42 protein-coding genes are annotated in these 24,777 nt (G+C 42.2%); 41 read left to right on the top strand and 1 reads right to left on the bottom strand.

Going from position 1 to position 24,777, the window contains the following annotated elements; all coding sequences use genetic code 11:
* Nucleotides 1-492: 492 nt before the first annotated feature.
* The 20 genes from ACTG7Q_RS03585 (at nt 493) to ACTG7Q_RS03490 (ending at nt 12,246) form a co-directional block, all read left to right on the top strand.
* Entirely contained in the window at nt 493-1,680 is a 1,188-nt protein-coding gene (locus tag ACTG7Q_RS03585; protein WP_439240977.1) for a phage major capsid protein, read from the top strand.
* Between the two features lie 50 nt (nt 1,681-1,730).
* Entirely contained in the window at nt 1,731-2,285 is a 555-nt protein-coding gene (locus ACTG7Q_RS03580) for an HK97 family phage prohead protease (protein ID WP_439240975.1), read from the top strand.
* A gap of 2 nt (nt 2,286-2,287) precedes the next feature.
* Nucleotides 2,288-3,502 carry a phage portal protein gene (locus ACTG7Q_RS03575; protein ID WP_439240973.1) on the top strand — a complete coding sequence of 405 codons (1,215 nt, stop codon included), beginning with the start codon at nt 2,288-2,290 and terminating at the stop codon, nt 3,500-3,502.
* Entirely contained in the window at nt 3,486-3,827 is a 342-nt protein-coding gene (locus ACTG7Q_RS03570) for a phage head closure protein (RefSeq protein ID WP_439240971.1), read from the top strand. Before ACTG7Q_RS03575 ends, ACTG7Q_RS03570 begins: the two co-directional genes overlap by 17 nt.
* Nucleotides 3,817-4,131, top strand: coding sequence for a head-tail connector protein (locus ACTG7Q_RS03565; RefSeq protein WP_439240969.1), 315 nt, complete (start codon nt 3,817-3,819; stop codon nt 4,129-4,131). Before ACTG7Q_RS03570 ends, ACTG7Q_RS03565 begins: the two co-directional genes overlap by 11 nt.
* Nucleotides 4,132-4,140: 9 nt before the next feature.
* Complete coding sequence (locus ACTG7Q_RS03560; protein ID WP_439240967.1) at nt 4,141-4,500, top strand: HNH endonuclease signature motif containing protein; 360 nt, start codon at nt 4,141-4,143, stop codon at nt 4,498-4,500.
* 166 nt (nt 4,501-4,666) lie between these two features.
* Complete coding sequence (locus tag ACTG7Q_RS03555) at nt 4,667-5,032, top strand: phage terminase small subunit P27 family (protein ID WP_439240965.1); 366 nt, start codon at nt 4,667-4,669, stop codon at nt 5,030-5,032.
* A 2-nt stretch (nt 5,033-5,034) separates the two neighbouring features.
* Entirely contained in the window at nt 5,035-6,702 is a 1,668-nt protein-coding gene (locus ACTG7Q_RS03550) for a terminase large subunit (RefSeq protein ID WP_439240963.1), read from the top strand.
* Nucleotides 6,703-6,796: 94 nt separating this feature from the next.
* On the top strand, nt 6,797-7,138 hold the full coding sequence (locus ACTG7Q_RS03545; protein WP_439240961.1) for a hypothetical protein: 342 nt from the start codon (nt 6,797-6,799) through the stop codon (nt 7,136-7,138).
* 94 nt (nt 7,139-7,232) lie between these two features.
* The gene (locus ACTG7Q_RS03540; RefSeq protein WP_439240959.1) at nt 7,233-8,216 is read left to right on the top strand and encodes a hypothetical protein; all 984 of its coding nucleotides are present in this window, start codon (nt 7,233-7,235) and stop codon (nt 8,214-8,216) included.
* A 147-nt stretch (nt 8,217-8,363) separates the two neighbouring features.
* Nucleotides 8,364-8,567: a helix-turn-helix transcriptional regulator gene (locus ACTG7Q_RS03535; RefSeq protein ID WP_439240957.1), complete on the top strand. Its 204-nt coding sequence runs from the start codon at nt 8,364-8,366 to the stop codon at nt 8,565-8,567.
* A gap of 2 nt (nt 8,568-8,569) precedes the next feature.
* Entirely contained in the window at nt 8,570-8,911 is a 342-nt protein-coding gene (locus ACTG7Q_RS03530) for a hypothetical protein (protein WP_439240955.1), read from the top strand.
* Nucleotides 8,912-9,019: 108 nt separating this feature from the next.
* Complete coding sequence (locus ACTG7Q_RS03525; RefSeq protein WP_439240953.1) at nt 9,020-9,679, top strand: ash family protein; 660 nt, start codon at nt 9,020-9,022, stop codon at nt 9,677-9,679.
* Nucleotides 9,672-10,085 (top strand): hypothetical protein, encoded by a 414-nt coding sequence (locus tag ACTG7Q_RS03520; protein WP_439240951.1) that lies wholly within the window; start codon nt 9,672-9,674, stop codon nt 10,083-10,085. Before ACTG7Q_RS03525 ends, ACTG7Q_RS03520 begins: the two co-directional genes overlap by 8 nt.
* Entirely contained in the window at nt 10,078-10,299 is a 222-nt protein-coding gene (locus ACTG7Q_RS03515) for a hypothetical protein (protein WP_439240949.1), read from the top strand. Before ACTG7Q_RS03520 ends, ACTG7Q_RS03515 begins: the two co-directional genes overlap by 8 nt.
* Nucleotides 10,292-10,606 (top strand): hypothetical protein, encoded by a 315-nt coding sequence (locus ACTG7Q_RS03510; RefSeq protein WP_439240947.1) that lies wholly within the window; start codon nt 10,292-10,294, stop codon nt 10,604-10,606. Before ACTG7Q_RS03515 ends, ACTG7Q_RS03510 begins: the two co-directional genes overlap by 8 nt.
* 10 nt (nt 10,607-10,616) lie before the next feature.
* The gene (locus ACTG7Q_RS03505) at nt 10,617-10,790 is read left to right on the top strand and encodes a hypothetical protein (RefSeq protein ID WP_439240945.1); all 174 of its coding nucleotides are present in this window, start codon (nt 10,617-10,619) and stop codon (nt 10,788-10,790) included.
* Between the two features lie 9 nt (nt 10,791-10,799).
* A complete protein-coding gene (locus ACTG7Q_RS03500; protein ID WP_439240943.1) occupies nt 10,800-10,985 on the top strand; it encodes a hypothetical protein in 186 nt (61 codons plus the stop codon).
* 9 nt (nt 10,986-10,994) lie between these two features.
* A complete protein-coding gene (locus tag ACTG7Q_RS03495; protein WP_439240941.1) occupies nt 10,995-11,414 on the top strand; it encodes a hypothetical protein in 420 nt (139 codons plus the stop codon).
* Entirely contained in the window at nt 11,398-12,246 is an 849-nt protein-coding gene (locus ACTG7Q_RS03490) for a hypothetical protein (protein ID WP_439240939.1), read from the top strand. Before ACTG7Q_RS03495 ends, ACTG7Q_RS03490 begins: the two co-directional genes overlap by 17 nt.
* 297 nt (nt 12,247-12,543) lie before the next feature.
* On the opposite strand, the gene ACTG7Q_RS03485 is transcribed toward ACTG7Q_RS03490, so the two are convergent.
* Complete coding sequence (locus ACTG7Q_RS03485) at nt 12,544-13,227, bottom strand: helix-turn-helix domain-containing protein (protein WP_439240937.1); 684 nt, start codon at nt 13,225-13,227, stop codon at nt 12,544-12,546.
* A 212-nt stretch (nt 13,228-13,439) separates the two neighbouring features.
* Between ACTG7Q_RS03485 and ACTG7Q_RS03480 the strand changes: the two genes are divergently transcribed.
* The 21 genes from ACTG7Q_RS03480 to terL all read left to right on the top strand — a co-directional run bounded on the left by ACTG7Q_RS03480 (nt 13,440) and on the right by terL (nt 24,769).
* Entirely contained in the window at nt 13,440-13,667 is a 228-nt protein-coding gene (locus ACTG7Q_RS03480) for a helix-turn-helix domain-containing protein (protein WP_439240935.1), read from the top strand.
* A gap of 9 nt (nt 13,668-13,676) precedes the next feature.
* Entirely contained in the window at nt 13,677-15,638 is a 1,962-nt protein-coding gene (locus tag ACTG7Q_RS03475) for a Mu transposase C-terminal domain-containing protein (protein ID WP_439240933.1), read from the top strand.
* 8 nt (nt 15,639-15,646) lie between these two features.
* Nucleotides 15,647-16,096: a hypothetical protein gene (locus ACTG7Q_RS03470; protein ID WP_439240931.1), complete on the top strand. Its 450-nt coding sequence runs from the start codon at nt 15,647-15,649 to the stop codon at nt 16,094-16,096.
* A 178-nt stretch (nt 16,097-16,274) separates the two neighbouring features.
* Nucleotides 16,275-17,150 carry an AAA family ATPase gene (locus ACTG7Q_RS03465; RefSeq protein WP_439240929.1) on the top strand — a complete coding sequence of 292 codons (876 nt, stop codon included), beginning with the start codon at nt 16,275-16,277 and terminating at the stop codon, nt 17,148-17,150.
* A gap of 11 nt (nt 17,151-17,161) precedes the next feature.
* Nucleotides 17,162-17,353, top strand: coding sequence for a hypothetical protein (locus ACTG7Q_RS03460; protein WP_439240927.1), 192 nt, complete (start codon nt 17,162-17,164; stop codon nt 17,351-17,353).
* A gap of 19 nt (nt 17,354-17,372) precedes the next feature.
* Nucleotides 17,373-17,894, top strand: a complete 522-nt coding sequence (locus tag ACTG7Q_RS03455; protein ID WP_439240925.1) for a host-nuclease inhibitor Gam family protein — start codon at nt 17,373-17,375, stop codon at nt 17,892-17,894.
* Between the two features lie 256 nt (nt 17,895-18,150).
* Nucleotides 18,151-18,357: an ANR family transcriptional regulator gene (locus tag ACTG7Q_RS03450; RefSeq protein ID WP_439240923.1), complete on the top strand. Its 207-nt coding sequence runs from the start codon at nt 18,151-18,153 to the stop codon at nt 18,355-18,357.
* Nucleotides 18,354-18,533 carry a hypothetical protein gene (locus tag ACTG7Q_RS03445; protein ID WP_439240921.1) on the top strand — a complete coding sequence of 60 codons (180 nt, stop codon included), beginning with the start codon at nt 18,354-18,356 and terminating at the stop codon, nt 18,531-18,533. The genes ACTG7Q_RS03450 and ACTG7Q_RS03445 overlap by 4 nt, the downstream gene beginning before the upstream one ends.
* Before the next feature lie 124 nt (nt 18,534-18,657).
* A complete protein-coding gene (locus tag ACTG7Q_RS03440) occupies nt 18,658-19,131 on the top strand; it encodes a hypothetical protein (protein WP_439240919.1) in 474 nt (157 codons plus the stop codon).
* On the top strand, nt 19,124-19,510 hold the full coding sequence (locus ACTG7Q_RS03435; RefSeq protein WP_439240917.1) for a hypothetical protein: 387 nt from the start codon (nt 19,124-19,126) through the stop codon (nt 19,508-19,510). Before ACTG7Q_RS03440 ends, ACTG7Q_RS03435 begins: the two co-directional genes overlap by 8 nt.
* 12 nt (nt 19,511-19,522) lie before the next feature.
* Complete coding sequence (locus ACTG7Q_RS03430) at nt 19,523-19,960, top strand: gp16 family protein (RefSeq protein WP_439240915.1); 438 nt, start codon at nt 19,523-19,525, stop codon at nt 19,958-19,960.
* A gap of 133 nt (nt 19,961-20,093) precedes the next feature.
* Complete coding sequence (locus tag ACTG7Q_RS03425; RefSeq protein WP_439240913.1) at nt 20,094-20,519, top strand: mor transcription activator family protein; 426 nt, start codon at nt 20,094-20,096, stop codon at nt 20,517-20,519.
* Nucleotides 20,520-20,685: 166 nt separating this feature from the next.
* Nucleotides 20,686-21,231 carry an N-acetylmuramoyl-L-alanine amidase gene (locus tag ACTG7Q_RS03420; protein ID WP_439240911.1) on the top strand — a complete coding sequence of 182 codons (546 nt, stop codon included), beginning with the start codon at nt 20,686-20,688 and terminating at the stop codon, nt 21,229-21,231.
* Between the two features lie 3 nt (nt 21,232-21,234).
* The gene (locus ACTG7Q_RS03415) at nt 21,235-21,393 is read left to right on the top strand and encodes a hypothetical protein (RefSeq protein ID WP_439240909.1); all 159 of its coding nucleotides are present in this window, start codon (nt 21,235-21,237) and stop codon (nt 21,391-21,393) included.
* A complete protein-coding gene (locus ACTG7Q_RS03410; RefSeq protein ID WP_439240907.1) occupies nt 21,383-21,625 on the top strand; it encodes a DUF2644 domain-containing protein in 243 nt (80 codons plus the stop codon). The genes ACTG7Q_RS03415 and ACTG7Q_RS03410 overlap by 11 nt, the downstream gene beginning before the upstream one ends.
* Nucleotides 21,622-21,894, top strand: a complete 273-nt coding sequence (locus ACTG7Q_RS03405) for a DUF2681 domain-containing protein (protein ID WP_439240905.1) — start codon at nt 21,622-21,624, stop codon at nt 21,892-21,894. The genes ACTG7Q_RS03410 and ACTG7Q_RS03405 overlap by 4 nt, the downstream gene beginning before the upstream one ends.
* Entirely contained in the window at nt 21,887-22,039 is a 153-nt protein-coding gene (locus ACTG7Q_RS03400) for a hypothetical protein (RefSeq protein ID WP_439240902.1), read from the top strand. Before ACTG7Q_RS03405 ends, ACTG7Q_RS03400 begins: the two co-directional genes overlap by 8 nt.
* Nucleotides 22,023-22,277 carry a hypothetical protein gene (locus ACTG7Q_RS03395; RefSeq protein WP_439240900.1) on the top strand — a complete coding sequence of 85 codons (255 nt, stop codon included), beginning with the start codon at nt 22,023-22,025 and terminating at the stop codon, nt 22,275-22,277. The genes ACTG7Q_RS03400 and ACTG7Q_RS03395 overlap by 17 nt, the downstream gene beginning before the upstream one ends.
* A gap of 11 nt (nt 22,278-22,288) precedes the next feature.
* Entirely contained in the window at nt 22,289-22,540 is a 252-nt protein-coding gene (locus ACTG7Q_RS03390) for a hypothetical protein (RefSeq protein ID WP_439240898.1), read from the top strand.
* 3 nt (nt 22,541-22,543) lie between these two features.
* The gene (locus ACTG7Q_RS03385; RefSeq protein ID WP_439240896.1) at nt 22,544-23,041 is read left to right on the top strand and encodes a DUF1804 family protein; all 498 of its coding nucleotides are present in this window, start codon (nt 22,544-22,546) and stop codon (nt 23,039-23,041) included.
* Between the two features lie 87 nt (nt 23,042-23,128).
* Complete coding sequence (gene terL / locus ACTG7Q_RS03380; protein WP_439240894.1) at nt 23,129-24,769, top strand: phage terminase large subunit; 1,641 nt, start codon at nt 23,129-23,131, stop codon at nt 24,767-24,769.
* The last annotated feature ends 8 nt before the right edge of the window (nt 24,770-24,777 follow it).

Below are 24,777 nucleotides of genomic sequence, written 5' to 3'. Positions count from 1 at the left end.
ATTGATATTTAACTAAAAATTTAGTTTAACTTTTTATGATACTACATACGATACTACTAAAATACAATTCGATGAATATTTGGAGCAGACGCTATACAGTCTGCTTTTTATTTTAGACTGCCTTTTAAATATAGCAAGATTTATTATTTTGCCCTGTGTTTTAAATTTTATTAAAAAAGGTATTCACCTATTCACCTTTTAATAAAAAATCCTTATATATTAATATATTATAGGGTGAATACCTTATTCTTAAGTGTTCACTAGTGTTCACTAGTGTTCACCATATAAAAAAGCCTAAAAATTCTGTAATTATAGATTCTTTCTTTATTCCAAAGATTAAAAAATAATCAATCGAATTTTATTAACTTATCGTATCTTATCGCCACTTAACGCTTAAAAAATAGTCTATTTACATTCTTTTTGATGTGGTTATATTATGATATGGGCTGATTTTAGCCGTCTTAATTAAGATAAATATCAAAGGATTAAATTATGTTTAAAAAACTTTTAGAACTACGCCAACAAAAGGCAAAAGCCGTTGAAGATATGCGTAACATTTTGAGTAAAGCGGATGCGGAAAACCGCAGCTTAAATGAAACCGAATCAGTAGATTTTGATAAATTGAAAGATTTGGTTAAACAATTAAGCGATGAGATTTCACGTTATGAATCAGTTACTGATGAAGAACGTAACCAAGCAGGTAAACCAGTAGAAACAAGTAATAAAGCTCAATTCGGAAATGATGAGCTACGTCATTATATCAAGACAGGTGAATTAAGATCTACGTTATCCACGACTGCAAATGATGATGGCGGTTATACCGTGATCCCACAATTAGACAAGCAAGTAATGACCCGTTTAACAGATGACAGCGTTATGCGTCAGATTTGTAATGTGGTTCGCTTGCCAGTAGGGGCGAAAGAGTATAAAAAACTTGTTTCTGCTGGTGGTGCCGTGATTAATCATGGTGAAGAGGGTAAGGCACGTACGGCGACCAATACACCGAAATTAAATGAAGTCACTATCGCTTTAAATCCGATTTATGCCTATCCGAAAACCACGCAAGAAATTTTAGATTTTTCGTCTATTGATGTTTTAGGTTGGTTGACGGAAGAAATTTCAGAAAGTTTTGCAGAAACTGAAGAAGTAGATTTGACCGATGGCGATGGAAGTAAGAAAGCGAAAGGCTTGTTAGCTTATACTCGTTCAAAGGGAAATGATAAAACTCGTGCTTTTGGCGAGTTGCAAAAATTAGAAGTTGCAGGGGCAGATAAAATCACTGCTGATAATTTAATTGATTTGTTCTACACATTACATAGCAAATATAGAAAAAATGCCGTTTGGGTGATGTCTTCTACCATTGCGGCGATGTTGCAAAAAATCAAAAATAAAAACGGTGATTATATTTGGCGTGACGGCTTAACCGCAGACGCTCCCGCAACGCTTTTAGGTCGTCCTGTTTATTTCCTTGAAACAATGCCGACGAGTGGAGCGAATCAAGCCGTATTAGCGTTTGGTGATTTTAAACGCGGTTATTATATCGTAGACCACGAAACAGGCGTACGCACTCGACCAGATAACATTACAGAGCCTGGATTCTACAAAGTCCACACCGATAAATATTTAGGCGGTGGCGTGGTTGATAGCAATGCGATTAAGTTCATTGAAACGACGGCTTAATAAATTTGATACAGGGGGCGTTAAGCCCCTTTTTTGTCAGTGGGTAGAATATGAATAAAGAGTTTGAAATTAGATCGGCAGATGTTCAAGCAGAGAATAAAAAGCTGATTGGTTACGTAGTGAAATGGAATAGCCCTAGCGAGCTATTGTGGGGCGAATTTTCAGAGCGTTTTGCTCCTAACGCCTTTGCAGAAAGTTTAGCGAGTGGGTCGGATATTCGGGCATTATTTGAACACGATTACAGCAAGTTATTAGGCAGAACGAAAGCCAATACGTTAAAACTGGAAGAAGATAAGATCGGGTTACGTTTTGAATTAACGCCGCCTGATACAACCCTAGGGCGTGATTTATTGGTTAGTGTAGAGCGTGGCGATATTTCGGGCATGTCTTTTGGCTTTTTGGTTAAATCTGAAGAATGGGATTTTGATGTCACACCTTGCCAACGAACGATTAAAAATGCGGAATTAGTGGAAGTTACAGTAACGAGTATTCCTGCTTATCCTGAAAGTAATATTCAGATTGCCAAGCGTTCAATGGAACAGGCAAAAATTAAGCAAAAACCGACCGCACTTTTACACCGTTGGGCTGAATTAGCGGGGCTTTGATTATGTGGTTATTTGGACGAAAAAAAGAACAGCGTAGCACCCAAGTCAATATTGATGAACTGCTTTCTTATTTGGGCGTAAGCAATACAGGTGCAGGGGAATTTGTCAGCCCACAAACCGCCGAAGCCTTGCCTGCGGTAATGAACGCCGTAACGGTGATTAGTGAAGCGGTTGCTAGTATGCCTTGCTATTTGTATCAACTTAAAGATGACGGACGGGAAAGAGTTTTTAATCACCCTATTGACTATTTGCTTAATGAAATGCCTAACCGCAATCAAACCCCTTATCAGTTTAAATACACGATGATGCGACACTGCTTGCTAAATGGCAATGCCTATGCGGTTATCGGGTGGGATAAAAAAGGACAGCCAGAAAGCCTAACACCATTTCCGCCAAGTGCGGTAAATATTATTCGTTTAGTGGGTGGCAAGTATATTTATCAAATTACCGACCTAGACGGAAACACGCACCAATATTTACAAGATGAGATTTTACATTTACGCCATTCTAGCCTTGATGGCTTTATGGGGCGTTCGCCGGTCACGATTTGCCGTGAAACAATCGGGCTAGGATTAGCACAACAAAAACACGGTGCAAGCGTGATGAAAAATGGCTTAATGGCGAGCGGTTTAATCACTACAAGCGAATGGTTAGACGAAGCCAAGGCACAAAAAGCCATTAAAGCCCTAGAGCGTTACAAAGGGGCTAAAAATGCGGGTAAAACGCCAGTTCTTGAGGGTTCAATGGAATATAAGCAGCTAGGCATGACAAACCAAGATGCGGAATGGTTGCAGAGCCGTACATTTACGATCGGGGATATCGCACGTATTTTTAATATCAGTCCGATTTTTTTGCAGGAATATTCAAACAGTAGCTATTCAAATTTCAGTGAAGCAAGCCGAGCATTTTTATCACAGACTTTGCGACCATGGCTAACCAATTTTGAACAACAACTCAAAGATGCCTTAATGGTTGATGTGGCAGATAGAACCGCACCCCGTTATTTAATTGAATTTGATACCGCTGATTTATTGCGAACCAGTCAGAATGAACGCTTTAGCAGTTATGAGATTGCGATTAAATCGGGCGTGATGTCACCGAATGAAGTAAGAAGACGTGAGGGGCTTACGCCTTATGCTGGTGGCGATGAATTTAGCCAAGCATGGAAGCAAACCGTAGAAGTTAAGCAAGGTGATAGCAATGGCACGAATGATTAAGGCTGGCAAATATAACAAGGTGATTACGTTGCAAGAACAAAAGCAAGTAATGACAGATTATGGTGCGGTTAATATTGAATGGGTAGATTTTAAAACTGTGAGAGCGAGTGTAGAACCATTACAAGGCAATGAGTATTTTACTTCTGCTCAATTACATAGCGAAACGCAATTACGCATCAGAATCCGTTATATTGATGATGTGTGTTCTGTAATGCGAGTTAAATATGGTAATAGAGTATTTTCAATTATTGCTGTAATTGATAGTAAAGAAAGCCATAGGGAATTACAGTTAATGTGTAAAGAGGGTGCAACAGATGGGCGTTAGTATTGGATTAGATGAAGTAAAAGCACATTTAAATTTAATGGATGACTTTGCGCTAGATGATAACCTACTTACTGGATTTATTAACGTCAGCCTTGAAGTAGCACAAAAGCATATAGGGAAAACATTTGGCGAACAGGAAACAGATTCAACGATTCCATTTTACCCAGCAATCAAAGTAGGCTGCTTGATGTATATCGCTCACTTGTACACGAATAGAGAAATCACCACAGACACAGCTCAAACCATTATACCAATGACGGTTAGCAGCTTGTGGAATGTGTACAGAGAGCCTTGTATCTATTAAAGGGAAGTTATGCCAATTCAGCCGTTAAAACGTTGTAGTTATCCGAATTGTAGAAACAAAGTTAGATTTGGGCGATGTGAAGAACATAAGCCAAAGGATAGCCGAGCAAGTGCTAGCAAACGTGGTTACGACCATAAATGGAGCAAATATAGAGCCGAATATCTCAAGCATAACCCTTTATGCGTGATGTGTTTAGAGAAAGGTAAATATACTCCAGCAACAGTAATAGACCACATTAAACCAGTAGAGAACGGACAAGCCGATCCGAATTTCTGGCGGTCAGATAATCATCAACCATTATGCCGTGATTGCCATAGCTATAAGACAAGAGTAATCGATCAGCGTGGATTTGGGGCAAAAAAGCAATAATAAACTTAAAGATTAGTTTTTATTTAAATATCAATAAGTTATATTTTGTTTTAAATTTGTTTTAGACGGGTGGGGGGAGTTTTGAAAAGAAAAGCCCAAGCCTAACGAACCGCCCGCCCAACTCAATTTTCACGCACGGCAAATTTTTAGAAAATAAGGAAAGCCAATGAAAAGAACAACTTATAAAACGCCCGAGTTCTTAGATAATATTGCTAAGAGCCAATGGAAAGCACGCATTAAACAGCTGTCAGAGCGTGGCGATATTAAAGCCGAAGACTTAACCAACTTAGAAATTTATTGCGAAAATTACGCTATTTGGCGGCATTCCGTAGCGGATTTAGCGAAGAATGGATTTGTTATTACCAATTCACAGGGAACAAAATCAAGAAACCCCGCTTTGTCTGCTAAATCGGATGCGGAAAAAGTAATGATCAAGATGTCAACCCTGTTAGGATTTGACCCAGTCAGCCGTAGAAAGAACCCAGTAGAAAGCGAAGAACTAGATCCGCTTGATGATATTATCATTATGTAGCTATGAGCATTTGGCACGATTACGCACAATCCGTCAGAGATAACAAGATAAACGCTTGTAAACGCATTAAGCAAGCGGTAGAACGTTATTTTTCAGATTTAGCCAACTCTGATTATATCTTTGATGAAAGTACCGTAGCCAAGTTTATTGCCTTTTCCAGATTATGTCCGCACGTCAAAGGACACCTAAGGGGGCAACCGATAGAGCTAAGCGACTGGCAACAATTTCTATTTGCCAATATTTTGGGCTTTAAATATCGAGACACAGGTTTAAGAAAATACCGATCCGCCTACATTCAAGTAGCCAGAAAAAATGCAAAATCAACCGTTGCAGCCGTGCTGGCGAATTGGTTTTTAATAATGGAACAAGGTCAGCAAGATATTTACACCGCAGCAGTAAGCCGAGACCAAGCCCGAATTGTTTTTGATGACGCTCGTCAGATGTGTTTACTTTCTCAACCTTTGCGGAAACGGCTAAATATTCAACAGCATAAACTTATCAACCCAAAGAACAACAGCATAATGCGACCCTTAGCGGCTAAATCAAGCACCATTGAAGGAACTAACCCAAGCCTAGCTATCGTGGACGAATACCATTTACACGCTGACAACAGCGTATATTCAGCCTTAGAGCTAGGGCAAGGGGCAAGACCGCAAGGGCTTTTATTTGCCATTACAACCGCAGGCAGTAACACTATATCAGCCTGTAAACAGCATTATGATTACTGTTGTCAGATTCTGGACGGCAACGAGCAAAACCCAAGCATTTTCATAATGATTTTTGAACTGGACGAAGAAAGCGATATTGATAACCCTGATAATTGGATTAAAGCGAATCCGAATATCGGTAAATCTATTCCTTATTTAGATTTTGAGAACACAATCAGAAAAGCTAGGGGTATTCCGTCAGAATGGGTGGAAATGCTCACAAAACGCTTTAATGTATGGTGTAACGGTCAAACGCCGTGGTTAAATTTAGATGCGTGGGCGTTATGTCAGCGTAGCTATGATGATAGCGATTTGTTGCAATCTGACTGCTATATGGGCTTAGATTTATCCAGTACGAGCGATTTAACCAGTATTTGTTACAGCTTTCCAGTTGAAAACAAAGTGCGGTTATATTGTCGCCATTATATCCCAGAATATCAGCTTGAAAACGTGGCAAATAAAAACCGAGCTATTTACCGCCAATGGGTGCGACAAGGTTGGTTAACGACCACAACAGGCGATTGCATCGATTATGACAAAATCCGAGATGATATTTTAAAAGACGCTGAAAGATTTAATATCAAAATGATTGGCTTTGATGTTTGGAACGCCACACATTTACGCACACAATTACAATCAGCTGGGCTAGAAGTAGAACCCTTTCCGCAGACTTATCAACGATTCAGCCCTGTTGCAAAGTCCGTGGAAGTGGTAATTAATCGTAAACTGATTGAACATAACGGCGACCCTGTTTTAGCGTGGGCATTATCTAACGTAGTAATGGAAACGGATGCAAACGCCAACATTAAACCGAACAAGAAAAAGGCAGCCAATAAAATTGACCCCGCCATAGCGTTTTTAATGTCTTATGGTACTTATCAGCTTGAATACGGCGATCTGATTTTTGAGCTATCAGAAGCACATCAGCAAGCATTGCAAGATTTTAACGGAATTGATTTATAGAAAAATTGGAAAAAAAACGGCAATACCCTTGAAAAAACGTCAGAATATCACTATCTTTTAGATGTGACTAGCTGGCAAAAAAAGGGGTGAAATATTGTTTAAGATTATTTTATTTATTTTTAGTCCAATTATTGCATTTGTTATGATTCCTATTATTGCGAACCATTGGAAAATAGCTTTATTATCCATTGGCACGAGTATATTATTTTCTGTAATATGGATTATCTATAATGACAGAAAAATCAAGCAAGCGATAGATGGCAAAAGATTAGATAATTATTGGATAAAACAAGAATTAAACCGCCCAATTATCAAAGCGAAATTGGCACAGGAACAAAAGCCCGATATATTTATGCGAGTAAGTCACACGGATAAAACAGGCAAGAAAACAGATTTGCTTGATGTTAATATAAATATTAACGATAATACCGAATAAAAGAATTAAACGCACCTAGGCTGATCCCCGAAAGCAAGAAACCTTATCTTGTTGGTGCGTTCCTATCATAAGGGATAATGCAGAAAGGGGCATTATGGAAACGCTAAAATATTTACCTAAAAAAGTATACTCACTAGATGATGCAGTTAAATATATTTCATCAAACCACAATATAGACATATCAAAAAAAGATTTACTGGAATATTTTCAAAACGGTGATATTCAATTATCTATTCATCTTTCAGGCAATACAAACGAAATCAGAACAATAAACAGAAAGCGAGCGGATCGAAAAAATCCATTATTGATAGATATAAATTCCGTTTTTATCAAAATAAATTCAGAGATAATCAAATCCAAGATGTTATTTGATAATGATGATTTTATTGAATTTAATATTGGTGATTTCAAGATCTCAATCAGATTAAATCAAGAAAATAGCATATATAATGATGTGAAAAATTTTAGCTATATTGAATTGGATAATGAAAAATCAAATTGCTTACGTTCTTTTTTCTTTGATGGTTATTTCCCATTAGATAGAAGCCTTACTGAAAATTATAATATAGAGTTAATTTTAGATTTGGGATATATTAAAAACTTCAGTTATGTATTAGTAAAAAGAACAGATGTTTCCTTGTTTTTATCAGCAGGTAAAAATAGATCTCCAATATATCTTGATGATGTTTGTATATTACATAGTGATTTAATTAAATTTTTAGAAATGTTTTCCATTATTGATAGAAAATATAATCAGATTGATGAAATAAATAGCCTAAAAGAAGAAATTAAAAAATTAAATGAAACGATAGCAGAAAAAGACAACCAGATAGCTAAATTAAAATCTCAACTTGCAGAAGAAAATCGCCCAATATTGTTAGGTGAGTATAGAGAAGATGACCTGTTAAAAGTTGCTATTGAAGTGCGTAAAAAATATTGGTCGAATTATCCCGAAAATATAAAATCTAACATACAAATAAGAGATTACATCAAGCGAGATTATGGCATAGCTACAACAACCGCCGAAGAAATAGAAAAAATCGCTTGCCCGATAAATCGAACGAAAAATAAGAAATAATCTAACTTATTGATTTTATTATATCCTGTCTATGTAGGCAGGATATTTTTTTCAACCTTGTTATAACCCCCCTATATATTCAATGTGTTTTAATTCCCCCCGTAACGTTACGCAACCAACCGAAACCAAACACACAAGGGGGTAATTATGGAAACATCAACCAACCAATCACAGCAATTAATTTCAGCGGTAAATGTTCTGCAAAAAGTGGGATTCGGTCGCACGAAATTAAATGAGCTAGTGAAAGCAAAACAATTTCCGCAACCAATCCGATTTTCTCAAAATTTCATCCGTTGGGATTTAGCAGAAGTGAATAATTGGATTGAACAACAAAAAGCAACAAGGGAGTAATTATGCTCACAAGAGAAATGATTATTTGTAAATCAATGCTTGAAAATCCACAGGCTGGCATCAGCGAAAAAGAAAGCTATTTTGAAGTCCATTTCTTAAACGCACGCAACGAAGTTGGACGCATTGAAAGAATTATTGGCAGCCGTTTTAATCGTCAATGTGAAACCAGTCAACACGATAGACGTTATACAAGATACACGCCAAAGGACGAAAAACAAATTAGAAAAATTGCAGCCTTGTTTAATGAAAAACTGGCATATCACCAAGCTAAGAACCGTTATCTTGATGAATTGCCTATCGGTGAAAGTCAGATTCAAAATGCAGTGAACAGGTTAGCACGCTAATAAAAGTAAACCCCCAATAAATGGGGGCTACAAAGCAGGATAATCTATTTCAATCACATAGAGAACTTTAATAATATGCCTAAAATCAAAGTCTATGCTAGATTTAATATGAAATTAAATCATAGTTATAATAACAAAGATGAAAACAATTCACAATACATTTTCTTGACAAAGTGCGGTGAAATTTGCGATAGTTTTCACGCACTAGCAAAATCTAGTGCCGAGCCTGAGAACTCGAACGTTTTACTTGTGGCGAACGACAGCACGCCAATTTATCACCGTGCTTTTTTTGTTCGTAGCATACGCACACCCGAAGAAAGCAACCGGCTCAATTTTGAGCGGGTTAGCACTTTATCAAATGAAGTTGCAAAGCTCAAATTTGAGCCTAGCAATTTTCTTTCAATGGTGGCGTGTAATGGGAAAGGTTTAGCCCTTTGCTGTGTTCCACAAGTCGCAGTTTCTCAGCCTGTTACACGTTACCGCCCAAAGCCTGAGAACTTTCAAGCGGTAATTTCTACAAAACTTTTACTTGTGGAGTTATCAGCAATGATTTACTTATTCCTAGGCATACACCGCCAAAACTTAGGCAACACAAGCCTATCTGTAAACCGCTTGCCAAAAGCAAGAATTGTTATTCAAGCCGACAACGAAAGCACGGCACGGGCAAAAATCGCTAAAGATTATTGCTTGTTGCAATGCTGGAACGTCAAAAACTCGCACCATTTACACCGCACTTTATCCAACATTAAGGGGGTGATTTATGCGTAAAATTTCTTCCGTCCTATTGCGTAGTCTTAAAAATAGCGGTAGTATTGCCAATGTTGCAACCACTAATTGCAACGAACTACTTACAGTTAACGGCACCCGCACACGTAAGACTTGCGGATTTTTTATACCTCAAATTCAATTCATAGGGCAACTAACCCTATCTGAAAAAGCCGAATTTGTGGCAAGGTTAATACGTCGAACTAAGGCGGACCCAGTCCGCACGAATAAGGCGAGCCGATTAACTGCGGTAGTTGATACCTTGTCACACCTATTACAGGTTGGCAATTCATTACTAATTACAGTTAAGAGACAATTCACAATGAAACAATCCAACACTTTAACCAATGCGTTAAATCCTATTCGCTATTCTCAACCGTTTTCATTAATGGGGGTGACCTATGCTTAAACGTATCAACCATCAATACACAGAACGCAATGCAAGAGATTTAAAATCTATTTGTAATTACATTCAAACTTGCAACTTTTTAAATCAAAGTCTAGACGCTTTCAAAAACGATAGCACGTTAAGCCCTGAAGAATACAGGGAAGTTTTTGAGAATCTCACAACCTTACAATCACTACTTAATGAAATTGACTTTACAGGGGGCAAAAATGCGTAACTCATTCGAACTAATCGACACACTAGAGAACAGAATTAACAAACTACTTCAACCCTTGTCACTGGTTCATCTTCTCACAAAAGTAGATAACTATTCTATTGAGCCTTGTGAGTTAGTTGATAGTTTAATGGGCGTGAGAGACTTAATGCAACGTTCTATTGATGACCTAAATGACTATGTAGATTTATTGCGAAAAGCCGTCAATGATGTGGAGATTGCGAATAATCCACCAACAATAGACAAAAGCGAAAAGGTAGAACAACCGCATGCGGGGCCAAGTAAATCTAAAACAGTCAGAACAAATTAAGGTGGTGGAAATGAATAATAAACCATATCAGCTTTTTATGGTATTCAGTCAAAGCCAAGTGCTTATTGATGAATTTGAGACACTGGCCAAAGCACTGCAAGCCAAAAATGAAATCAGCCAAAAACAGAAAGCGGGCAATGTGTTTTTTGATAATAGCTTTACGCTTTCCATTGTAAAAAAATGAGGTGGTGGAATGAAAAGTAATGAAGTATTGACCGCACTTTGCGAGCAAGCAGAGCTAGAGCAGAAAATCATACATGAATACTTGTTCAAAATGGCATGCCAAATAAAGCTCAATAGCGAGCAGATAACGGCATTAATCCACCACAGCAAGGAATTACAAGGCTATTTACGAATGATTAAAACTGGATTGAATTAAGGGGGACTTATGGAAACAATCACAGAATTAAATTTACAAACATTGACGGAATTAAGCAAACAACCAATTAAAGCAACATTGAGCTTTTTAGATTTTCCCTATATTGCATTAACGCAAAATGACGGCTATCTAATTGGCACATTATGGCTAGATGTTGATAATTTCATTACCGTAGAAATGGCAAATGCGACAGCGTGGCGTGAAGCATTAGCAATTATTGCTTATCACCAACAGCATACTGATACACCATTGTTGATTAATGATGAATTGGAAACCGCAGTTAAATATTTTAGCGACACGCCTAACGGTATTTGTAACTTTATCAATCAGCAAGGAAATAAAATTACGCTTGAAATGATGACTAAACAAAACCGCAAACAGGAAAACATAATGGAGAAAATGGGGGTAAGCAATGGCAAAATTAATTAACGCACCACATTTAAAAGAGCCGTGGAATAATCAGCTATTCAGTGACCTGATTATTTTAGCGGGTAGTACGGCGTGGGGAGCATGGAACAAGGGCAAGGGGGCGTTATGGCACATTCTAGCCGACGCTTTGAAGATTGATGATTTTTCTGTTAATGGGGAGAAAATTCACCGCTACGACCAGAAACCGGTAATTATTGACGTTAAACAGCTTGCGAGCCTAGAAAATACAAGGCTTTGTAATCAAGAACAGAGATTTATTAAAATCTTCCAATATGGCGAGCTAACACAAGAGCAGAAAACCGCTATTTGCTTGAACCTTGCCACCAACAACAAAGTAAACGGCCTAGCTGTTGGCTTGTATGATGGCGTGAGCATGGAGAAATTAGAAAATCTAAGCGGTTATATTGAACGCTTGCGCACGCAAGAAAGCGAACAGGATTTAGCTAAAACGATTGCAAAAGATGCAAGCAAAAAGGCAGATCATTCTATTCGTGAAAATGACCGCACAAGCGAAAAGTCTAAATCATTTTACGGCTGGTTAAATTGGGATATGGCACTTCATAGAAAAAATAAGAGCCTATACCGTTATGACGGCAAAATATGGAATACCGTAGACGAAATTGATATTAAGCATAAAGTGGTAGAGTTTTTTGAGCTGAACAATCAGGGTTATAGTGAGCGGTCGGTAAACAGTCTGATAGAAACCTTAAAAATTCAGATTCCATTAATGCGAGATTCGGAGCTGTCGATAGAGTTTATTGCGTTTAATATGTGGGGTACTGACAATATTTGCATAGTGGGGGATTTTTGGTTTTTTGGTGTAGGTGGTTGATTTTGTTTGGGTTGTGGGGTGGTTGGGAGAGGATTATGCAAATAATGAAAATGGTGGGGAATGGTGGAAAATGGGCAGAAATTGCATCATTATTTGCATAGGTTTGGGCAAGAATGAGCGGGTTTTAAATGTTTTTTAAAATTGACATTTAAGTTTTTAAAATTGGTGTTTAAGTTTTTAAAGTTGGCGTTTAAGTTTTTAAAATTAGGGGTTGGTTTTTAAAATTAGTTTTCGTTTGTTGTGGGGGAAGTTTTGGACTTCCCCTTTTTTTGTTGTTTTTTATTTGCCTTTTTTTGGTTAAAAATCTCGGTAGCCACGGACGACTTGGCCTATGATGTTGAGTTGATTGGATTCTTCTTCGTTGAGTTTTATTGGGTCGTAGAAGTTGTTGTCGCTAATAAGTTCTATGCTGTCAAAGTTTCTTTTAATGCGTTTTACCCACATGGTGCCGGAGTGGTTTATTATAAATATTTTGCCTTCGGTTAGGTCTTTTTTGGAGCAGTCCACTATGATTTCTTCGTTGTCGTCTAGGGTTGGGTACATGCTGTCGCCGCTGACTTTGAACATGGCACAATTCTTGGCATTTAAGCGGTTGCGGAGAAACCATGCACGCTCTACTTTAATTGTGTTTAATTCGGTTGGTTCGTCATTTTCGTAGCCGAAGCCTGCGGAAATTCGCACATCTCTATAATCCACAATGTCATCATAGGTTTCATCTTCTTGTTGGAAATTTACGTTTTTTTCCGTTTCGTTGGGCTGATCTTGCTCTGTGCTTGGGGTAAAGCCTAGTGCTTGTTGTACGACAAGGGGGAATGAGGTGTAGTGGTATTCGTAAGCTACTCCCCTTTTCCCTTTTATCTGTCTTTTCTGCCAATTTTCAGTTTTAGCTTTTCTTGTGATATTACTCGCTCCCTTAGGCAATCCGCCCACATCTTCTAGCTCAAAAGCTGTAAACCACTCTTTATTTTTAGATGAATTCATAATGCACCCTTGTAAATTCAATTTATAAACAAAGTGAATTCAAAATAAATATACCATAAAATCAAATAGTTAAATTAAATTCATTAAAATTTGTGAAATTTCTATGAATTCAGCATTTGACTTTAAAATGAATTCACTATATTATTCAATTCATAGTTAGACAATTTACGTTGTCTATGTAGTTTAAAACTATCTTTTAAGGATCTCACATTATGGCGAAAAATAAAAGAGCTAAAGATATGAGTAACCACGAAATCAGGGGTGAGTTAATGAAAAAAGGCAAATCTCTATCTCAGTTGGGAATAGAAAACGGGTTAGCAAAAACAACCGTGCGTAATGCGTTAGATAAGCCTTATCCAAAAGGCGAACGAATTATTGCAGATGCTTTAGGTATGCAACCGCACGATATATGGCCCAGTCGTTATTCTATGAGTAATTAGGTGGTGATTATGAAACAGTGGTATTCATCAAAAGAACTAGCAGGCATTGCTAATTTACCTAAACAACCTAGCAATGTGACTAGACGTGCAACAAAAGAAAACTGGAAGAAAAGACAAGTCGGTGGAGTAAAGGGTGTCAGCTATGAATACGCCCTTGACTCTCTCCCTGAATCGGTACAAATGGCGATTCGGGAGCGGTTTGTGCGGGCGGTGGTGGCGGATAAGCCACGGTTGCCTGTGGTGCGGGTGCGTGAGGTGGATTTGGCGAGCTTGACGGCACAACAGCGGGCGGTGGCGGATGCTCGGATGGCGTTGGTGGTGGCGGTGTTGGAATTGGAGCAGTCTATGTCACGTCAAAAAGCGATTCATTATTTTTGTGAGCAGGCAAAGTGCGGTGCGATTTCGGGGCGTTTTATGGGGTTGGTGCAGGTGGCTAATGCGAAAAATGGTAATGGGAGCGGTCGGGTGTTGAGTCCGAGGACGTTGCATGATTGGGTGTTGCGGTATGTGAAAGCGGAAACGCCTGAAGATCGGTTGATGGCGTTGGTGCCGTTGCAACGGCAGGCGACGTCGCCTGATATGTTGGGTTGGTTGCCTGAGTTTTTGGCGGTGTATCGGCAGACCAATGGGGTTTGTGTGGCGGAGGCTTATGATGAATTTGCGCAACGTTGGCATGAGGCATTTTGGGATCAGCCGTTGCGGTTGGCTATGTTGCCAAGTTTGAGTACGGTGCGACGTGGGTTAGCGAAGTTGCCTGCGATCGTGCGTGAAGTAGGTAGAAAAACAGGCGCGGAGTTAAGAGCGATGAAAACGTATGTAAAAAGAGATTGGTCAGGTTTACGAGCCAATGATGTGTGGGTGGGTGATGGTCACTCTATGAAGATGAAAGTGGCACACCCTGAGCATGGTCGTCCGTTTATTCCTGAAGTCACTTTGGTGATGGATGCGGCGAGTCGGTTTATTGTGGGCTGGTCGGTGAGTTTGGCGGAGAACTGCTTGGCGGTGGCGGATGCGATTCGCTCGGGGGTTGAGCAGTATGGGTTGCCGGCGATTTATTATTCGGATAATGGGGGCGGTGAGAAGAACTGGATGTTAGATGGCGATATTACGGGGATTTTGCCACGATTGGGGATTAATCATCAGACGGGGATTCCGGGCAATCCGCAAGGGCGTGGGATTATTGAGCGGTTGAATAAGACGTTGTTGTTACGGATTGCTCGGCAGTTTGAGACTTATCATGGTTTGGGTGCGGATCGGGAGACGGTGCGAAAAACAAGTACGGCGGTGGTGTCGTTGGATAAGGCGATTCGGCAAGGGCGGACGGAGCTTACGGATAAACAGCAGTGGGCGAAAGGCAAGTTGCCTAGTTGGCATCAGTTTATTGATGCGGTGGCTGAGGGGGTGCGTTGGTATAACGAGGAACATGTGCATGGGGAAATTGGCACGACGCCTGCGAGGAAGTATGCGCAGTTGTTGGACGGTGAGGCGGTGTTGATGATTTCCAAGGCGGAGGCGAGGGATTTATTCCGTCCGCATGTGATTCGCACTGCAGAACGTGGCTGGGTGAGGGTGTTTAATAATGATTATTTTCACAAGGATTTGATTTTGGTGGACGGTGAACAGGTGCAGGTGGCGTTTGATATTCACTGTGCGGAGAATGTGATTGTGCGAAGTCTTGACGGGCGGTTTTTGTGCGAGGCGGTGTGGAATGGTAATAAGCGTGATGCGTTCCCGAAAGCGTTTGTGGAGAAAGCGAGGGAAGAACGGGGCAGACGTCGGTTGAAGTTGAAAGAAGAACAGGTTGATGAAATTCGTGCGGAGATGATGCCGGCGATTGAGGTTAAGGAAAGCGAGGGGGCGGTGTTGTTGCGACAAATGCGGATGGCACGGCATGAAGAGGAAATAGTGCTTGAAGATGCATCGATTGCGATTTTTCAAGCGGATTTTAAACGGCAGAAAAAGGTAGGTTAAAGATGACTATGCAGACAATAACACAACATGAAATGGGGCTTGAAAAAGCTAAACAGGCTCGTGCGAAAAGACGAGCCAGACAGAAAGCACGGTTGGTTAAAGAGATTGAACAAGAGATGAGTGCTACTCGTATCGATCCAACTGTTCTTGGGTTAGAAAAGGATAAGGTATTGGCTTATTTGTCGGATGAAACGGTAGATCGTCGAGTACGTCTTGCAGATTTGTCCACTCTCGAAAGCATTGGAGAAACCAGATTTCGGGATTCGGGTGGCTGTATTGACCGACTTGTTGCAACCATTCATGGACGAGTTTGCCGTTGGCGAGAACGTGCCAGCGAGCATAGGCTAACAGGTAATTTGGTTCGTGCCATTTTTTGGGATTTTGGCGTTGTTGTGGGGTCGCAGCTATATACGCATAGACTTCGTCAGCATGCTTTGCGAACCATTGATAAAAATTAGGTTTGGCATCAGGCATTAAAAGGCTGTTGAGGTGATCTTGCTGTTTGGGGGAGAGATTATTGAGGATTTCATCCCAGTATTGTTGGCAGTGAAAACTCCGTAACGGTTTTATTGAATCAAACATTTTAAGCTCCTTTAAAGTGGGGTTAAACGGTTTTTAGATTATAGGAAAAACAAGATGAAAGCACAATTACAGCAGTATATGCAGGAAAACAATTTAACACAGGCACAGGTGGCGACAGCGATTGGTAAGTCTGTGGCGGTGGTGAATCAGTATTTGAAAGGCACTTATAAGGGCAAAACTGAGGAAGTGGACGAGGCGGTGAGCCGTTTGATGGGGCGACATCAGGAGCGTGTGGTAGAACGGCGTTTTAATGGGGCGTTTGTGCATACGCATAAGGCGGAGTTGTGTTTAGATGCGGTGAATACGGCACATATTGAGGGGGTGATTGCGGTGGTGATTGGGGCTGCGGGCTTGGGGAAAACGCAGGCATTACGGCACTATGTGAAAGGCAATCCTGAAACCTTATTAATTGAGGTTGATCCGAGTTTTAATCCAAAAGTGTTGTTGAAAACCTTGTGTCAGCAGTTGGGCTTAAGCGAAACAGGGGAAAATCATGATTTGTTTGTGCGGATTTGCCAACGTTTAGGCGCTGGGCGGTTGTTGATTGTGGACGAGGCGGAGCTGTTAAGCACGAAATGTTTGGAGTATATCCGCCGTATTCATGACAAAACAGGTTGCGGTTTGGTGTTGGCGGGTATGCCGAAATTGATTGCCAATTTGCGTGGTAAACATGGGGAGTTGGCTCAGCTTTATAGCCGTTCTGGGGTGTTTTGTGATTTGGGCAATGGGTTAAGTCTGGAAGATGTGGGCTTGTTGGCGGAATCGGGATTAGGCACAAGCGAGTTTAATGCGGTGCTGTTTAAAATCAGTCAGGGCAACGCTCGGCGGTTAAATTATTTAATGCGTGGGGCGATTCGGGTGGCGGCTATGTATGAGCGTCCGATTGATGAACAGATTATTTTAGCCTATGCGGATGCGTTGATTAAGTAAGGAGGTGGCAGATGAAAGGTCGGCAAATTTATGCTCTTTATCGGGGGGATGAAAATTTGGCGGACGGGACGGCGGAGGAATTGGCAAGGTTTCTGGGGGTGAAGGTGAATACGGTATTACATATGTCGACACCGGCACATCATAGGAAAGATAAGGGGCAACAGTTAGTGGTTGTGAAGTTAGAGAAAGAAAAATTAGGTTAAACAATAGGAGAAAATCATTATGGCAAAAACAGCAAGTCGAATTAAAGCACCTACGCAGGCGGTGCGTGTGCAGTCGAGAGAAGAAGTAGAGATTGCGATTAAGCAGTTAGGCGACAAACAGCGTGAGTTGCAACGCTTGACGACAGCTCAGAATGATGAAATTGCGGTGATTACGGAGCGTTATGCGGAGCCGTTGCAAGCATTAAAAGGGGAGATTGGCGACCAACAACAGGCGATTCAGGCGTGGTGTGAGAGTCACCGTGATGAATTGACCCTTAACGGTAAGCAGAAAACGGGGTATTTCAATACGGGCGAGGTGCAATGGCGTACTAATCCGCCGAGCGTGCGAATTACCAAGGCAGATCAGGTGTTGGAGAACTTGAAAACCTTAGGCATGTTGGAATTTATCCGCACCAAAGAGGAAATCAATAAGGATGCGATTTTGCTTGATCCTGAGAAAGCGAAAAGCGTCAACGGGATTTCGATTAAATCAGGTGTGGAAGAATTTGTAATTAAGCCGTTTGAGCAAGATGTGAAATAAGGGGGGGGCGCTATGTTTGGTGAAACTTCTCTGGCAATTTGTACCGTATTGTGTTTTGCATGGTTATGGTATTTGGCAGACCAATGGGAGAACAGACAATGACAGAGTATTTACCCTTTGCCTATTTGGCTTTTATGGCGTGGTTGGGTTGGCTGATAGCCCGTTATTTTTAAATTAAAGCCGTTTTCAATGCCATTTTAATGCGGTTTGAAGTGGCATTTATAAACGATTTTATCTAACACAACAAGGAGAAATTATGGCAAGTGTGAGTGAGAAAAAAGCGGTCTATTTAGAGTGGAGCGAGGCAGCCGTGGAGGCCGAACGCAAGGGCGATTATGCAGCCGCTGCGAGGGCGTGGCAAAGGGCGAAACTTTATGCTACAGGACGCAATTATTACTGGGCGAAAGATCGGATTGAGTTTTGTGATCGTATGATGAAAAAGCCGTTTAGGGGGGAAGAATGAGAAAGAAAAAATTTAATTTTGATGCGCAGTTGGATGATATTTTAGCTCAACTGGAAACCGCTCGGTACTTATATTCGGAAATGTCAGAGCAAGGGGCTTTGTTGGTGCTAAACACAACGTGTACGGATTTAAAAACGTTGATTTTGCGGGTTAAATCAGGCGTGAAAGGTGGTTGACCCTCACCCTAGCCCTCTCCCAAAGGGAGAGGGGATCAGGAAGATGTGTTTAGAATGTATTTACAGCTCATTTTAGCGGCTAAAGTGGGCTGAATAATAGGTTTTAGACAGGAGAAAAAGGCAAATGAAATGTAAATGTCCTGCTTGTGGGGCGGTGTTTTCCCTTGATGTATTGTTACAACATGAACAGGCAAGTCAAGCTGTCTTTTCTGCCTTATCCATTAATGGCGAGTTTGGGCGGTTGGCGGTGCAGTATTTGGGGTTGTTTCGTCCTGAAAAAACCATGTTGACTATGGAACGTCTGGCTAAAGTGTTGAATGAATTGTTAGAACTTGTCAATGCAGGGGGCTTTAAACGTAATGGTCAGCAAGTGAATACCCGTTTAGACAGTTGGATTGACGGTTTAAATGCGGTGTTAATGAATCGCCACGGGATTAAACGCCCGCTCACTTCGCATAATTATTTGTTGGAAGTGGTGAGTCAACGGCAAGGGCGAGGGGTAAGTGTGATAAATCACCCTGAGCCACGCCAATTACGCCAATTTGAAAGTAAAACAGGCAAGGCGGTGGCGAGTTTAGTGGAGTTTGCCAATGAGTAAGGGGTCACCTGAGCAAATAAAGTGGCTAAAAAGTGTGGTGGCGCAAGGATTGGCACGCTTAATCGTGTTAGGTTTGCCCGGTCGCCCTGCGGAGGAAATGACAAAACAGGTGGCGACGGTTTGGGTGGAGGCCTTGTTGTTTAAATTCCCTGATTGGGACGAAAAACTGGATAGAAAGCGACTAGAAAAGGCCTTTTTGCGGTTGTGTTGTGAATGCGATAAGTTTCCGAGTCCGAAGATGTTATTTGATGTGTTATCGCCAAGAGAGGTGATAGCATTACCCGTCCCGCCACCAAGAACCCCTGAACAGCAAGCAGAATCGGCAAGACGGTGGCGAGAGTTGCGGTTACTTTTGGGACAGGCTCGTTTAAAAAAATAAGGAGACGTGAAGATGTATTACAGCAAAGCGAAATTGATTCAGTTGATCCATATTGGTAAGCAACAACTGGGCATGGACGAGGTGAGCTATCGGGCGTTGTTGGTGCAGATGACGGGCAAGGATAGCTGTAAATTGCTCGGATTGGCGGAGCTTGAGGCAGTGTTTGGGGTGATGAAACAAAAGGGCTTTAAGCCAACCACAACGAAGTTTAAGGGGCAGAAACGGGCGATTCCAAGGGTGGATAAGCAAAAATATTTGGCAAAAATCACCGCACTTTTGGCCAATCTTGGGTTGCCTGTGCAGTATGCGGACAGTATGGCGAAAAAAGCCTTTGGGGTGGATTTTGTGCATTGGTTGGAACCGAGGCAGTTGCATAAGGTGGTGCAGATGTTGGCGGTGTATGGGTACAGGAAACAGGGGGCAGGTGTTAGGGAACAGGGATTTGGCTAGGGGGAGATGACCTAGGGTGTTAACCCTAGGTATTTTTTTGTGCGAATTTTGGGCGGAATATCTAAAGTTTTTAAAATGTTGTGGTTTAATTTGGGGGTAAATGGGGTTTAAACTGGTTTTAACAGGAGGCGTTATGGCGAGGGGGTTGCGTGATGTGGCGGAGTTGTTGCCTGATGTGGTGTTGGAAATGGTGGATTTGATTGGGTTTGCTCAGACAGAGAAAGTGATTCGGGCATTTGGTGGGGTGTCGTTTCGGTTTTCGGATGGGGCGGTGTATTTTCCGCAGTTGGTTGAATTGATTGGGCGTGAGAGTGCGGTGAAAATGCGGGAGTATTTTCGGGCGGAGCATGTGTATATTCCCCGCTGTGAAGTGGCGTTGCGTGCGTTACGGAATGGGCAGTTTAAGGCGGAATTTGATTATTTAACCCAAGCGGCGGGGAAAAGTGGGCGACAGGCGATGTTGTGTCTGTGTCCGCAGTTTGGGATTTCGGATAGATTGGGGTGGGATATTGTGACGAAGTCGGTGGCGGATGGGTCGCAGTTGGGGTTGTTTGCTTAGAGGAAGTGAGTTTTACCCTCACCCTAGCCCTCTCCCAGAGGGAGAGGGAATGAGATAGGGAGATTTGTTTTTGAGGTGGGTTGTCTGCTGAATGGGGTCATCTCGGTGAAGTGATTAAAATAGATAAAAATAGTCCTTGAATATTGGTTATTTAAGGGCTTTTTTTATGGGCGTAACTATTGAAAAAATTGTGGTGCATTGTTCGGCTACCCGAAATGGGAAAACATTAGCCCGCAAGGGGTTGTCATCTGCGCAGGTGATTGATGGGTGGCATAAACAGCGAGGCTTTAAGCGACTTGAAAGCAATCGTCAAGGGTTTAATCCGCAGTTGGGGGCGATTGGCTATCATTATGTGATTGATGTTGACGGCACGGTTGCCACTGGGCGCAAGGTAGGCGAAACAGGGGCGCATGTGAAAGGGCATAACCTAAATAGTGTGGGGATTTGTTTAGTGGGTGGGATTACCGCAGACGGCAAAAACCATGGGGAATATACGGCAGCGCAATGGTATGCGTTGTATGCGTTGATTTGTGGGTTAGAACAACGTTTTCCGAATGCCAAAATTTATGGACACCGTGATTTGTCGCCGGACTTAAATGGGGACGGGACGATTAGTCCGAATGAATGGGTTAAGGCTTGTCCTTGTTTTGATGTGTGGGAATGGTTGGACAGTGGCAGTGTGATTAATGTGGATCATTTGTTTAAGGGGTAAGAAATGGACGTGATTATCAAAATGATTGATACATCCTTGGCGGTTTATGCCATTGGTTTTTTATTTGCCTTGGGCGCGATTACTGCTGGGGTAGCGTGGGAGTTTGTGCGTAATGCAGTGGTGAAACGTCAAGTCAGAAAAGAGGTAGAGCGTGAGCGTTAAAGAACTGATTTCTAATCATGATGGGCGACTTTCTACCACGGCCACTATCCAATTTTTCGGTTTTGTGGCAGCGGTGGGGGTGATGCTTTATTCGGTGTATATGGATAAGGCGTATGTGCCTGAGTTGTTTAGTACGTTTTTGTTTGCGTGCGTCGGAACAGCAGCGACGAAAGGCGTTGCCAATGCACTTCAGAGAACAGGTGACAGAGGACGGAGGACAGAAGAACAATGAATTTGATTTTGATTGGGATTGTGTTGGCGCTGATTGGGGTTGCTGTGGGGTGGTTTAAGTGGTTTATGGCAAGCCGAGAGGTTGAGCGGTTGCTGGAAACGACGGCGACATTGGAAGAAGAAAAGGCGGCACTACAACAGCAAAAAGCAGTGGTGGAAACGCAGGTTAAACATTATCAGGTGAAACAAAAAAATGAAGAAAGTACTCGTCATCTTGAGCGTGATGCTGTTATTGAGCAGTTGTACGCCGAAGGCGATCTCCGTGATTAATACAAGTTGTGCGGGGTTCGGGTTGATTAAAGCCAGTCGGCAAGATACCACGGAAACGTTGCGACAGGTGTTGGCGCATAATCGTAATTACCGTTCTATTTGTGGTTCTGAACAGAAAGGAGGCGACAATGGAAGTGGAGATTAATGGGGCGATTGTGTTTAATTTCTTGGTGAGTATTGCGGTGTTTTTTATCGGGCTGTGGTTTAAGCGGTTGGATAATGATTTAAAAAGCATGCAAGGGGATATTGTGCGGATCCGTAGCAATTATCAGCGTAAGGATTTGGCGGAACAAGTCAGTCATGGGTTTGAGGCGCAGTTAGATCGGATTTTGCAGAAATTGGATTCGATTGATGAGAAGTTAGATCGGAAAGTGGACAAATAATAGGGGTGAACATGAAGAAACAACAGCGAAAATCAGCGGAAGAAAAGCTAGATTTGATTTTGCAGATGACGGAAATCATTAATGATAAAGTCGACCAACAAAATCAGGAAATTGCGGATTTGCAACGGCAGATTCGGGGGTTGCAAGAAGATTTAAAGAGTCTCGCTCGTCGCAATCGCTATCAGTCTTTGGTGGCTGGCGGTTTGGGCGGTGGTTTGGTGGCGGTGGGGTTTGAGTTGATTCGCTTAAAACTCGGGGGCTAGGCAATGGCATTTGATGAGAAAACCAAGGCATTTGTGCGGCGTTTTTATGTGTTTGAACGGTTGAGCCTTGAACTGGCAGCGGAGAAAGCGGAGGTGTCGTTTAATACGGCACGCCGTTGGAAAAAGCAGGCGTTAAGCAAGGGGGATGACTGGGACAAGGTGCGTGATGCGCATGTGATGGCGGGCGGTGAGTTGGAGAATGTGTCCCGTTCTTTGTTGACGGGGTTTATTTTGGAATATCGGCAAGCCATGGCAAGCCTGAATGAGGCGGATTTAGACCCGCTTGAGAAAGCGGAAGTGTTGGCGAAGATGGCAGACAGTTTTACTAAGATGACGGCAGCGAGCAAGCGGATTATGCCCGAGGTGTCTGCGTTGGCGACGGCACTTAAAACGGTGGAATTGTTGGGCAAGTTTATTCAACAGCATAAACCGCAGTTGTTGGCGGAATTTTTGGATTTGTTGGGGGCGTTTGGGGAAACGTTGGATAGCGAGTTTAAATAATCCTCACCCGAGAACTACCCTCACCCTAACCCTCTCCCAGAGGGAGAGGGGATTTTTGTAGAAAGGGATTAATAAGAGAAATGGCGAATGAAAAGTAAAGAATTTTTGAAAGAGTTGCAAGCCTATGCGGAGAGTTTACGGCAAAAGGTGGAGGCTTGTTTTAGTGGGTGGGACGATAGCCCGACTGCGGTGTTGGCACGGCGTGAGAAAGTGTTTGACCCCGTGTCGGGCTATGATTTTTTTGTGAGCCATTATTTCCCCCATTATGTGCGCAGTGAAAGCCGTTCGGATTTGCATCATTATTTGTTTGAGCAGTTGCCAAAAGCGTTGCAAAAAGCGAGTTCTGCCCATTTGGCGATTGCTGCCCCTCGTGGTGAGGCAAAATCTACCTTGGTGTCGCAGTTGTTTAGTTTGTATTGTTTGGTGACGCAGCAAAAACGCTATGTGTTGATTGTGATGGACAGTATCGATCAGGCCTACCCGATGTTAGAGGCCATTAAGGTGGAGTTGCAGTTTAATCAACGGTTGTGTATTGATTTTCCTGAGGTGACAGGGGTTGGTCGGGTGTGGCAATCGGGGACGATTATCACCAGTGCCAATCAGAAAGTACAGGTGGCAGGGTCCGGCAAAAAATTGCGTGGCTTACGACATGGGGCGTTTCGTCCGGATTTGGTGGTGTTGGATGATATCGAAAATGACGAGCAAGTGCGCTCGCCTGAACAGCGGGATAAATTGCATGGTTGGTTGAAGAAAACCGTGTTGCCGTTAGGGGCAGCGGATGGCAAGTTAGATATTGTGTATATCGGGACTATTTTACATTATGACAGTGTGTTAAGCCGTACGCTTGCAAGTAAGGCATGGCAGACGGCACGCTTTCAGGCGTTGCGAAAAATGCCGGATGATATGGCGTTGTGGGATAAATGGGAAAGTTTTTATCTGAATGAGGGCGAGGCGGTGGCAGATGCCTTTTATGCCTCGCACAAGGCGGAAATGGACAAGGGGGCGGTGGTGTCTTGGGCTGCTCGTCCGTTGTTGGCATTAATGAAAATTCGGGCCAGAGATGGGCATGCTGTGTTTGATTCGGAATATCAGAATGATCCGGTGAGCGGTGAAGAGGCCATTTTTTCGCAGAGTATTCAGTATTGGACCACCCTACCTGATGATTTGGTTTATTTCGGGGCGGTTGACCCCTCTTTAGGCAAAGCGGGGGCAAGCCGTGACCCGTCGGCGATTTTGGTGGGCGGTTATCAGCGAGCCACGGGCAAGTTGTTTGTGGTGGAGGCGCAAGTGAAAAAACGGTTGCCGGATTTGATTATTGAAGATGTGATTCGGTTGCATCAGCAATATGGTTGTCAACGTTGGTTTGTGGAAACGGTGCAGTTTCAGGAATTTTTGAAAGATGAATTGGTTAAGCGTTCGGCGTTGCGTGGTGTACCTGTGCCGGCGGTGGGGATTAAACCAAGCAGCGATAAGATGTTGCGGATTGAGAGCTTGCAACCGCATATTGCCAATGGGTTGATTTTATTGCATAGCTCGCAGTCGGCGTTGATTGCGCAGTTACGGCATTTTCCGAAAGGGGATCATGATGACGGCCCTGATGCGTTGGAGATGTTGTGGAAAAATGCGTTAAGCAATTCAGCGGTGATTGAGTGGACGGCATTAAATGATAATTTGGCGTTTGGTGAGGCCATGAATGATGAAGATTATTCGGGTTTTTGGGATATTTAACGGGGGCG

Source organism: Lonepinella sp. BR2474, assembly GCF_051851555.1.
Classification (GTDB): domain Bacteria; phylum Pseudomonadota; class Gammaproteobacteria; order Enterobacterales; family Pasteurellaceae; genus Lonepinella.
The sequence above is the reverse complement of the archived record's forward strand: the minus strand, read 5'-3'. Positions and strand labels throughout refer to the sequence as shown.

Bases quoted from the DNA above. Each gene is read 5' to 3' on its own strand.
- ACTG7Q_RS03585 (WP_439240977.1), top strand. From the start codon at position 493: ATGTTTAAAAAACTTTTAGAACTACGCCAACAAAAGGCAAAAGCCGTT.
- ACTG7Q_RS03580 (WP_439240975.1), top strand. From the start codon at position 1,731: ATGAATAAAGAGTTTGAAATTAGATCGGCAGATGTTCAAGCAGAGAAT.
- ACTG7Q_RS03575 (WP_439240973.1), top strand. From the start codon at position 2,288: ATGTGGTTATTTGGACGAAAAAAAGAACAGCGTAGCACCCAAGTCAAT.
- ACTG7Q_RS03570 (WP_439240971.1), top strand. From the start codon at position 3,486: ATGGCACGAATGATTAAGGCTGGCAAATATAACAAGGTGATTACGTTG.
- ACTG7Q_RS03565 (WP_439240969.1), top strand. From the start codon at position 3,817: ATGGGCGTTAGTATTGGATTAGATGAAGTAAAAGCACATTTAAATTTA.
- ACTG7Q_RS03560 (WP_439240967.1), top strand. From the start codon at position 4,141: ATGCCAATTCAGCCGTTAAAACGTTGTAGTTATCCGAATTGTAGAAAC.
- ACTG7Q_RS03555 (WP_439240965.1), top strand. From the start codon at position 4,667: ATGAAAAGAACAACTTATAAAACGCCCGAGTTCTTAGATAATATTGCT.
- ACTG7Q_RS03550 (WP_439240963.1), top strand. From the start codon at position 5,035: ATGAGCATTTGGCACGATTACGCACAATCCGTCAGAGATAACAAGATA.
- ACTG7Q_RS03540 (WP_439240959.1), top strand. From the start codon at position 7,233: ATGGAAACGCTAAAATATTTACCTAAAAAAGTATACTCACTAGATGAT.
- ACTG7Q_RS03535 (WP_439240957.1), top strand. From the start codon at position 8,364: ATGGAAACATCAACCAACCAATCACAGCAATTAATTTCAGCGGTAAAT.
- ACTG7Q_RS03530 (WP_439240955.1), top strand. From the start codon at position 8,570: ATGCTCACAAGAGAAATGATTATTTGTAAATCAATGCTTGAAAATCCA.
- ACTG7Q_RS03525 (WP_439240953.1), top strand. From the start codon at position 9,020: ATGAAATTAAATCATAGTTATAATAACAAAGATGAAAACAATTCACAA.
- ACTG7Q_RS03520 (WP_439240951.1), top strand. From the start codon at position 9,672: ATGCGTAAAATTTCTTCCGTCCTATTGCGTAGTCTTAAAAATAGCGGT.
- ACTG7Q_RS03515 (WP_439240949.1), top strand. From the start codon at position 10,078: ATGCTTAAACGTATCAACCATCAATACACAGAACGCAATGCAAGAGAT.
- ACTG7Q_RS03510 (WP_439240947.1), top strand. From the start codon at position 10,292: ATGCGTAACTCATTCGAACTAATCGACACACTAGAGAACAGAATTAAC.
- ACTG7Q_RS03505 (WP_439240945.1), top strand. From the start codon at position 10,617: ATGAATAATAAACCATATCAGCTTTTTATGGTATTCAGTCAAAGCCAA.
- ACTG7Q_RS03500 (WP_439240943.1), top strand. From the start codon at position 10,800: ATGAAAAGTAATGAAGTATTGACCGCACTTTGCGAGCAAGCAGAGCTA.
- ACTG7Q_RS03495 (WP_439240941.1), top strand. From the start codon at position 10,995: ATGGAAACAATCACAGAATTAAATTTACAAACATTGACGGAATTAAGC.
- ACTG7Q_RS03490 (WP_439240939.1), top strand. From the start codon at position 11,398: ATGGCAAAATTAATTAACGCACCACATTTAAAAGAGCCGTGGAATAAT.
- ACTG7Q_RS03485 (WP_439240937.1), bottom strand. From the start codon at position 13,227: ATGAATTCATCTAAAAATAAAGAGTGGTTTACAGCTTTTGAGCTAGAA.
- ACTG7Q_RS03480 (WP_439240935.1), top strand. From the start codon at position 13,440: ATGGCGAAAAATAAAAGAGCTAAAGATATGAGTAACCACGAAATCAGG.
- ACTG7Q_RS03475 (WP_439240933.1), top strand. From the start codon at position 13,677: ATGAAACAGTGGTATTCATCAAAAGAACTAGCAGGCATTGCTAATTTA.
- ACTG7Q_RS03470 (WP_439240931.1), top strand. From the start codon at position 15,647: ATGCAGACAATAACACAACATGAAATGGGGCTTGAAAAAGCTAAACAG.
- ACTG7Q_RS03465 (WP_439240929.1), top strand. From the start codon at position 16,275: ATGAAAGCACAATTACAGCAGTATATGCAGGAAAACAATTTAACACAG.
- ACTG7Q_RS03460 (WP_439240927.1), top strand. From the start codon at position 17,162: ATGAAAGGTCGGCAAATTTATGCTCTTTATCGGGGGGATGAAAATTTG.
- ACTG7Q_RS03455 (WP_439240925.1), top strand. From the start codon at position 17,373: ATGGCAAAAACAGCAAGTCGAATTAAAGCACCTACGCAGGCGGTGCGT.
- ACTG7Q_RS03450 (WP_439240923.1), top strand. From the start codon at position 18,151: ATGGCAAGTGTGAGTGAGAAAAAAGCGGTCTATTTAGAGTGGAGCGAG.
- ACTG7Q_RS03445 (WP_439240921.1), top strand. From the start codon at position 18,354: ATGAGAAAGAAAAAATTTAATTTTGATGCGCAGTTGGATGATATTTTA.
- ACTG7Q_RS03440 (WP_439240919.1), top strand. From the start codon at position 18,658: ATGAAATGTAAATGTCCTGCTTGTGGGGCGGTGTTTTCCCTTGATGTA.
- ACTG7Q_RS03435 (WP_439240917.1), top strand. From the start codon at position 19,124: ATGAGTAAGGGGTCACCTGAGCAAATAAAGTGGCTAAAAAGTGTGGTG.
- ACTG7Q_RS03430 (WP_439240915.1), top strand. From the start codon at position 19,523: ATGTATTACAGCAAAGCGAAATTGATTCAGTTGATCCATATTGGTAAG.
- ACTG7Q_RS03425 (WP_439240913.1), top strand. From the start codon at position 20,094: ATGGCGAGGGGGTTGCGTGATGTGGCGGAGTTGTTGCCTGATGTGGTG.
- ACTG7Q_RS03420 (WP_439240911.1), top strand. From the start codon at position 20,686: ATGGGCGTAACTATTGAAAAAATTGTGGTGCATTGTTCGGCTACCCGA.
- ACTG7Q_RS03415 (WP_439240909.1), top strand. From the start codon at position 21,235: ATGGACGTGATTATCAAAATGATTGATACATCCTTGGCGGTTTATGCC.
- ACTG7Q_RS03405 (WP_439240905.1), top strand. From the start codon at position 21,622: ATGAATTTGATTTTGATTGGGATTGTGTTGGCGCTGATTGGGGTTGCT.
- ACTG7Q_RS03395 (WP_439240900.1), top strand. From the start codon at position 22,023: ATGGAAGTGGAGATTAATGGGGCGATTGTGTTTAATTTCTTGGTGAGT.
- ACTG7Q_RS03390 (WP_439240898.1), top strand. From the start codon at position 22,289: ATGAAGAAACAACAGCGAAAATCAGCGGAAGAAAAGCTAGATTTGATT.
- ACTG7Q_RS03385 (WP_439240896.1), top strand. From the start codon at position 22,544: ATGGCATTTGATGAGAAAACCAAGGCATTTGTGCGGCGTTTTTATGTG.
- terL (WP_439240894.1), top strand. From the start codon at position 23,129: ATGAAAAGTAAAGAATTTTTGAAAGAGTTGCAAGCCTATGCGGAGAGT.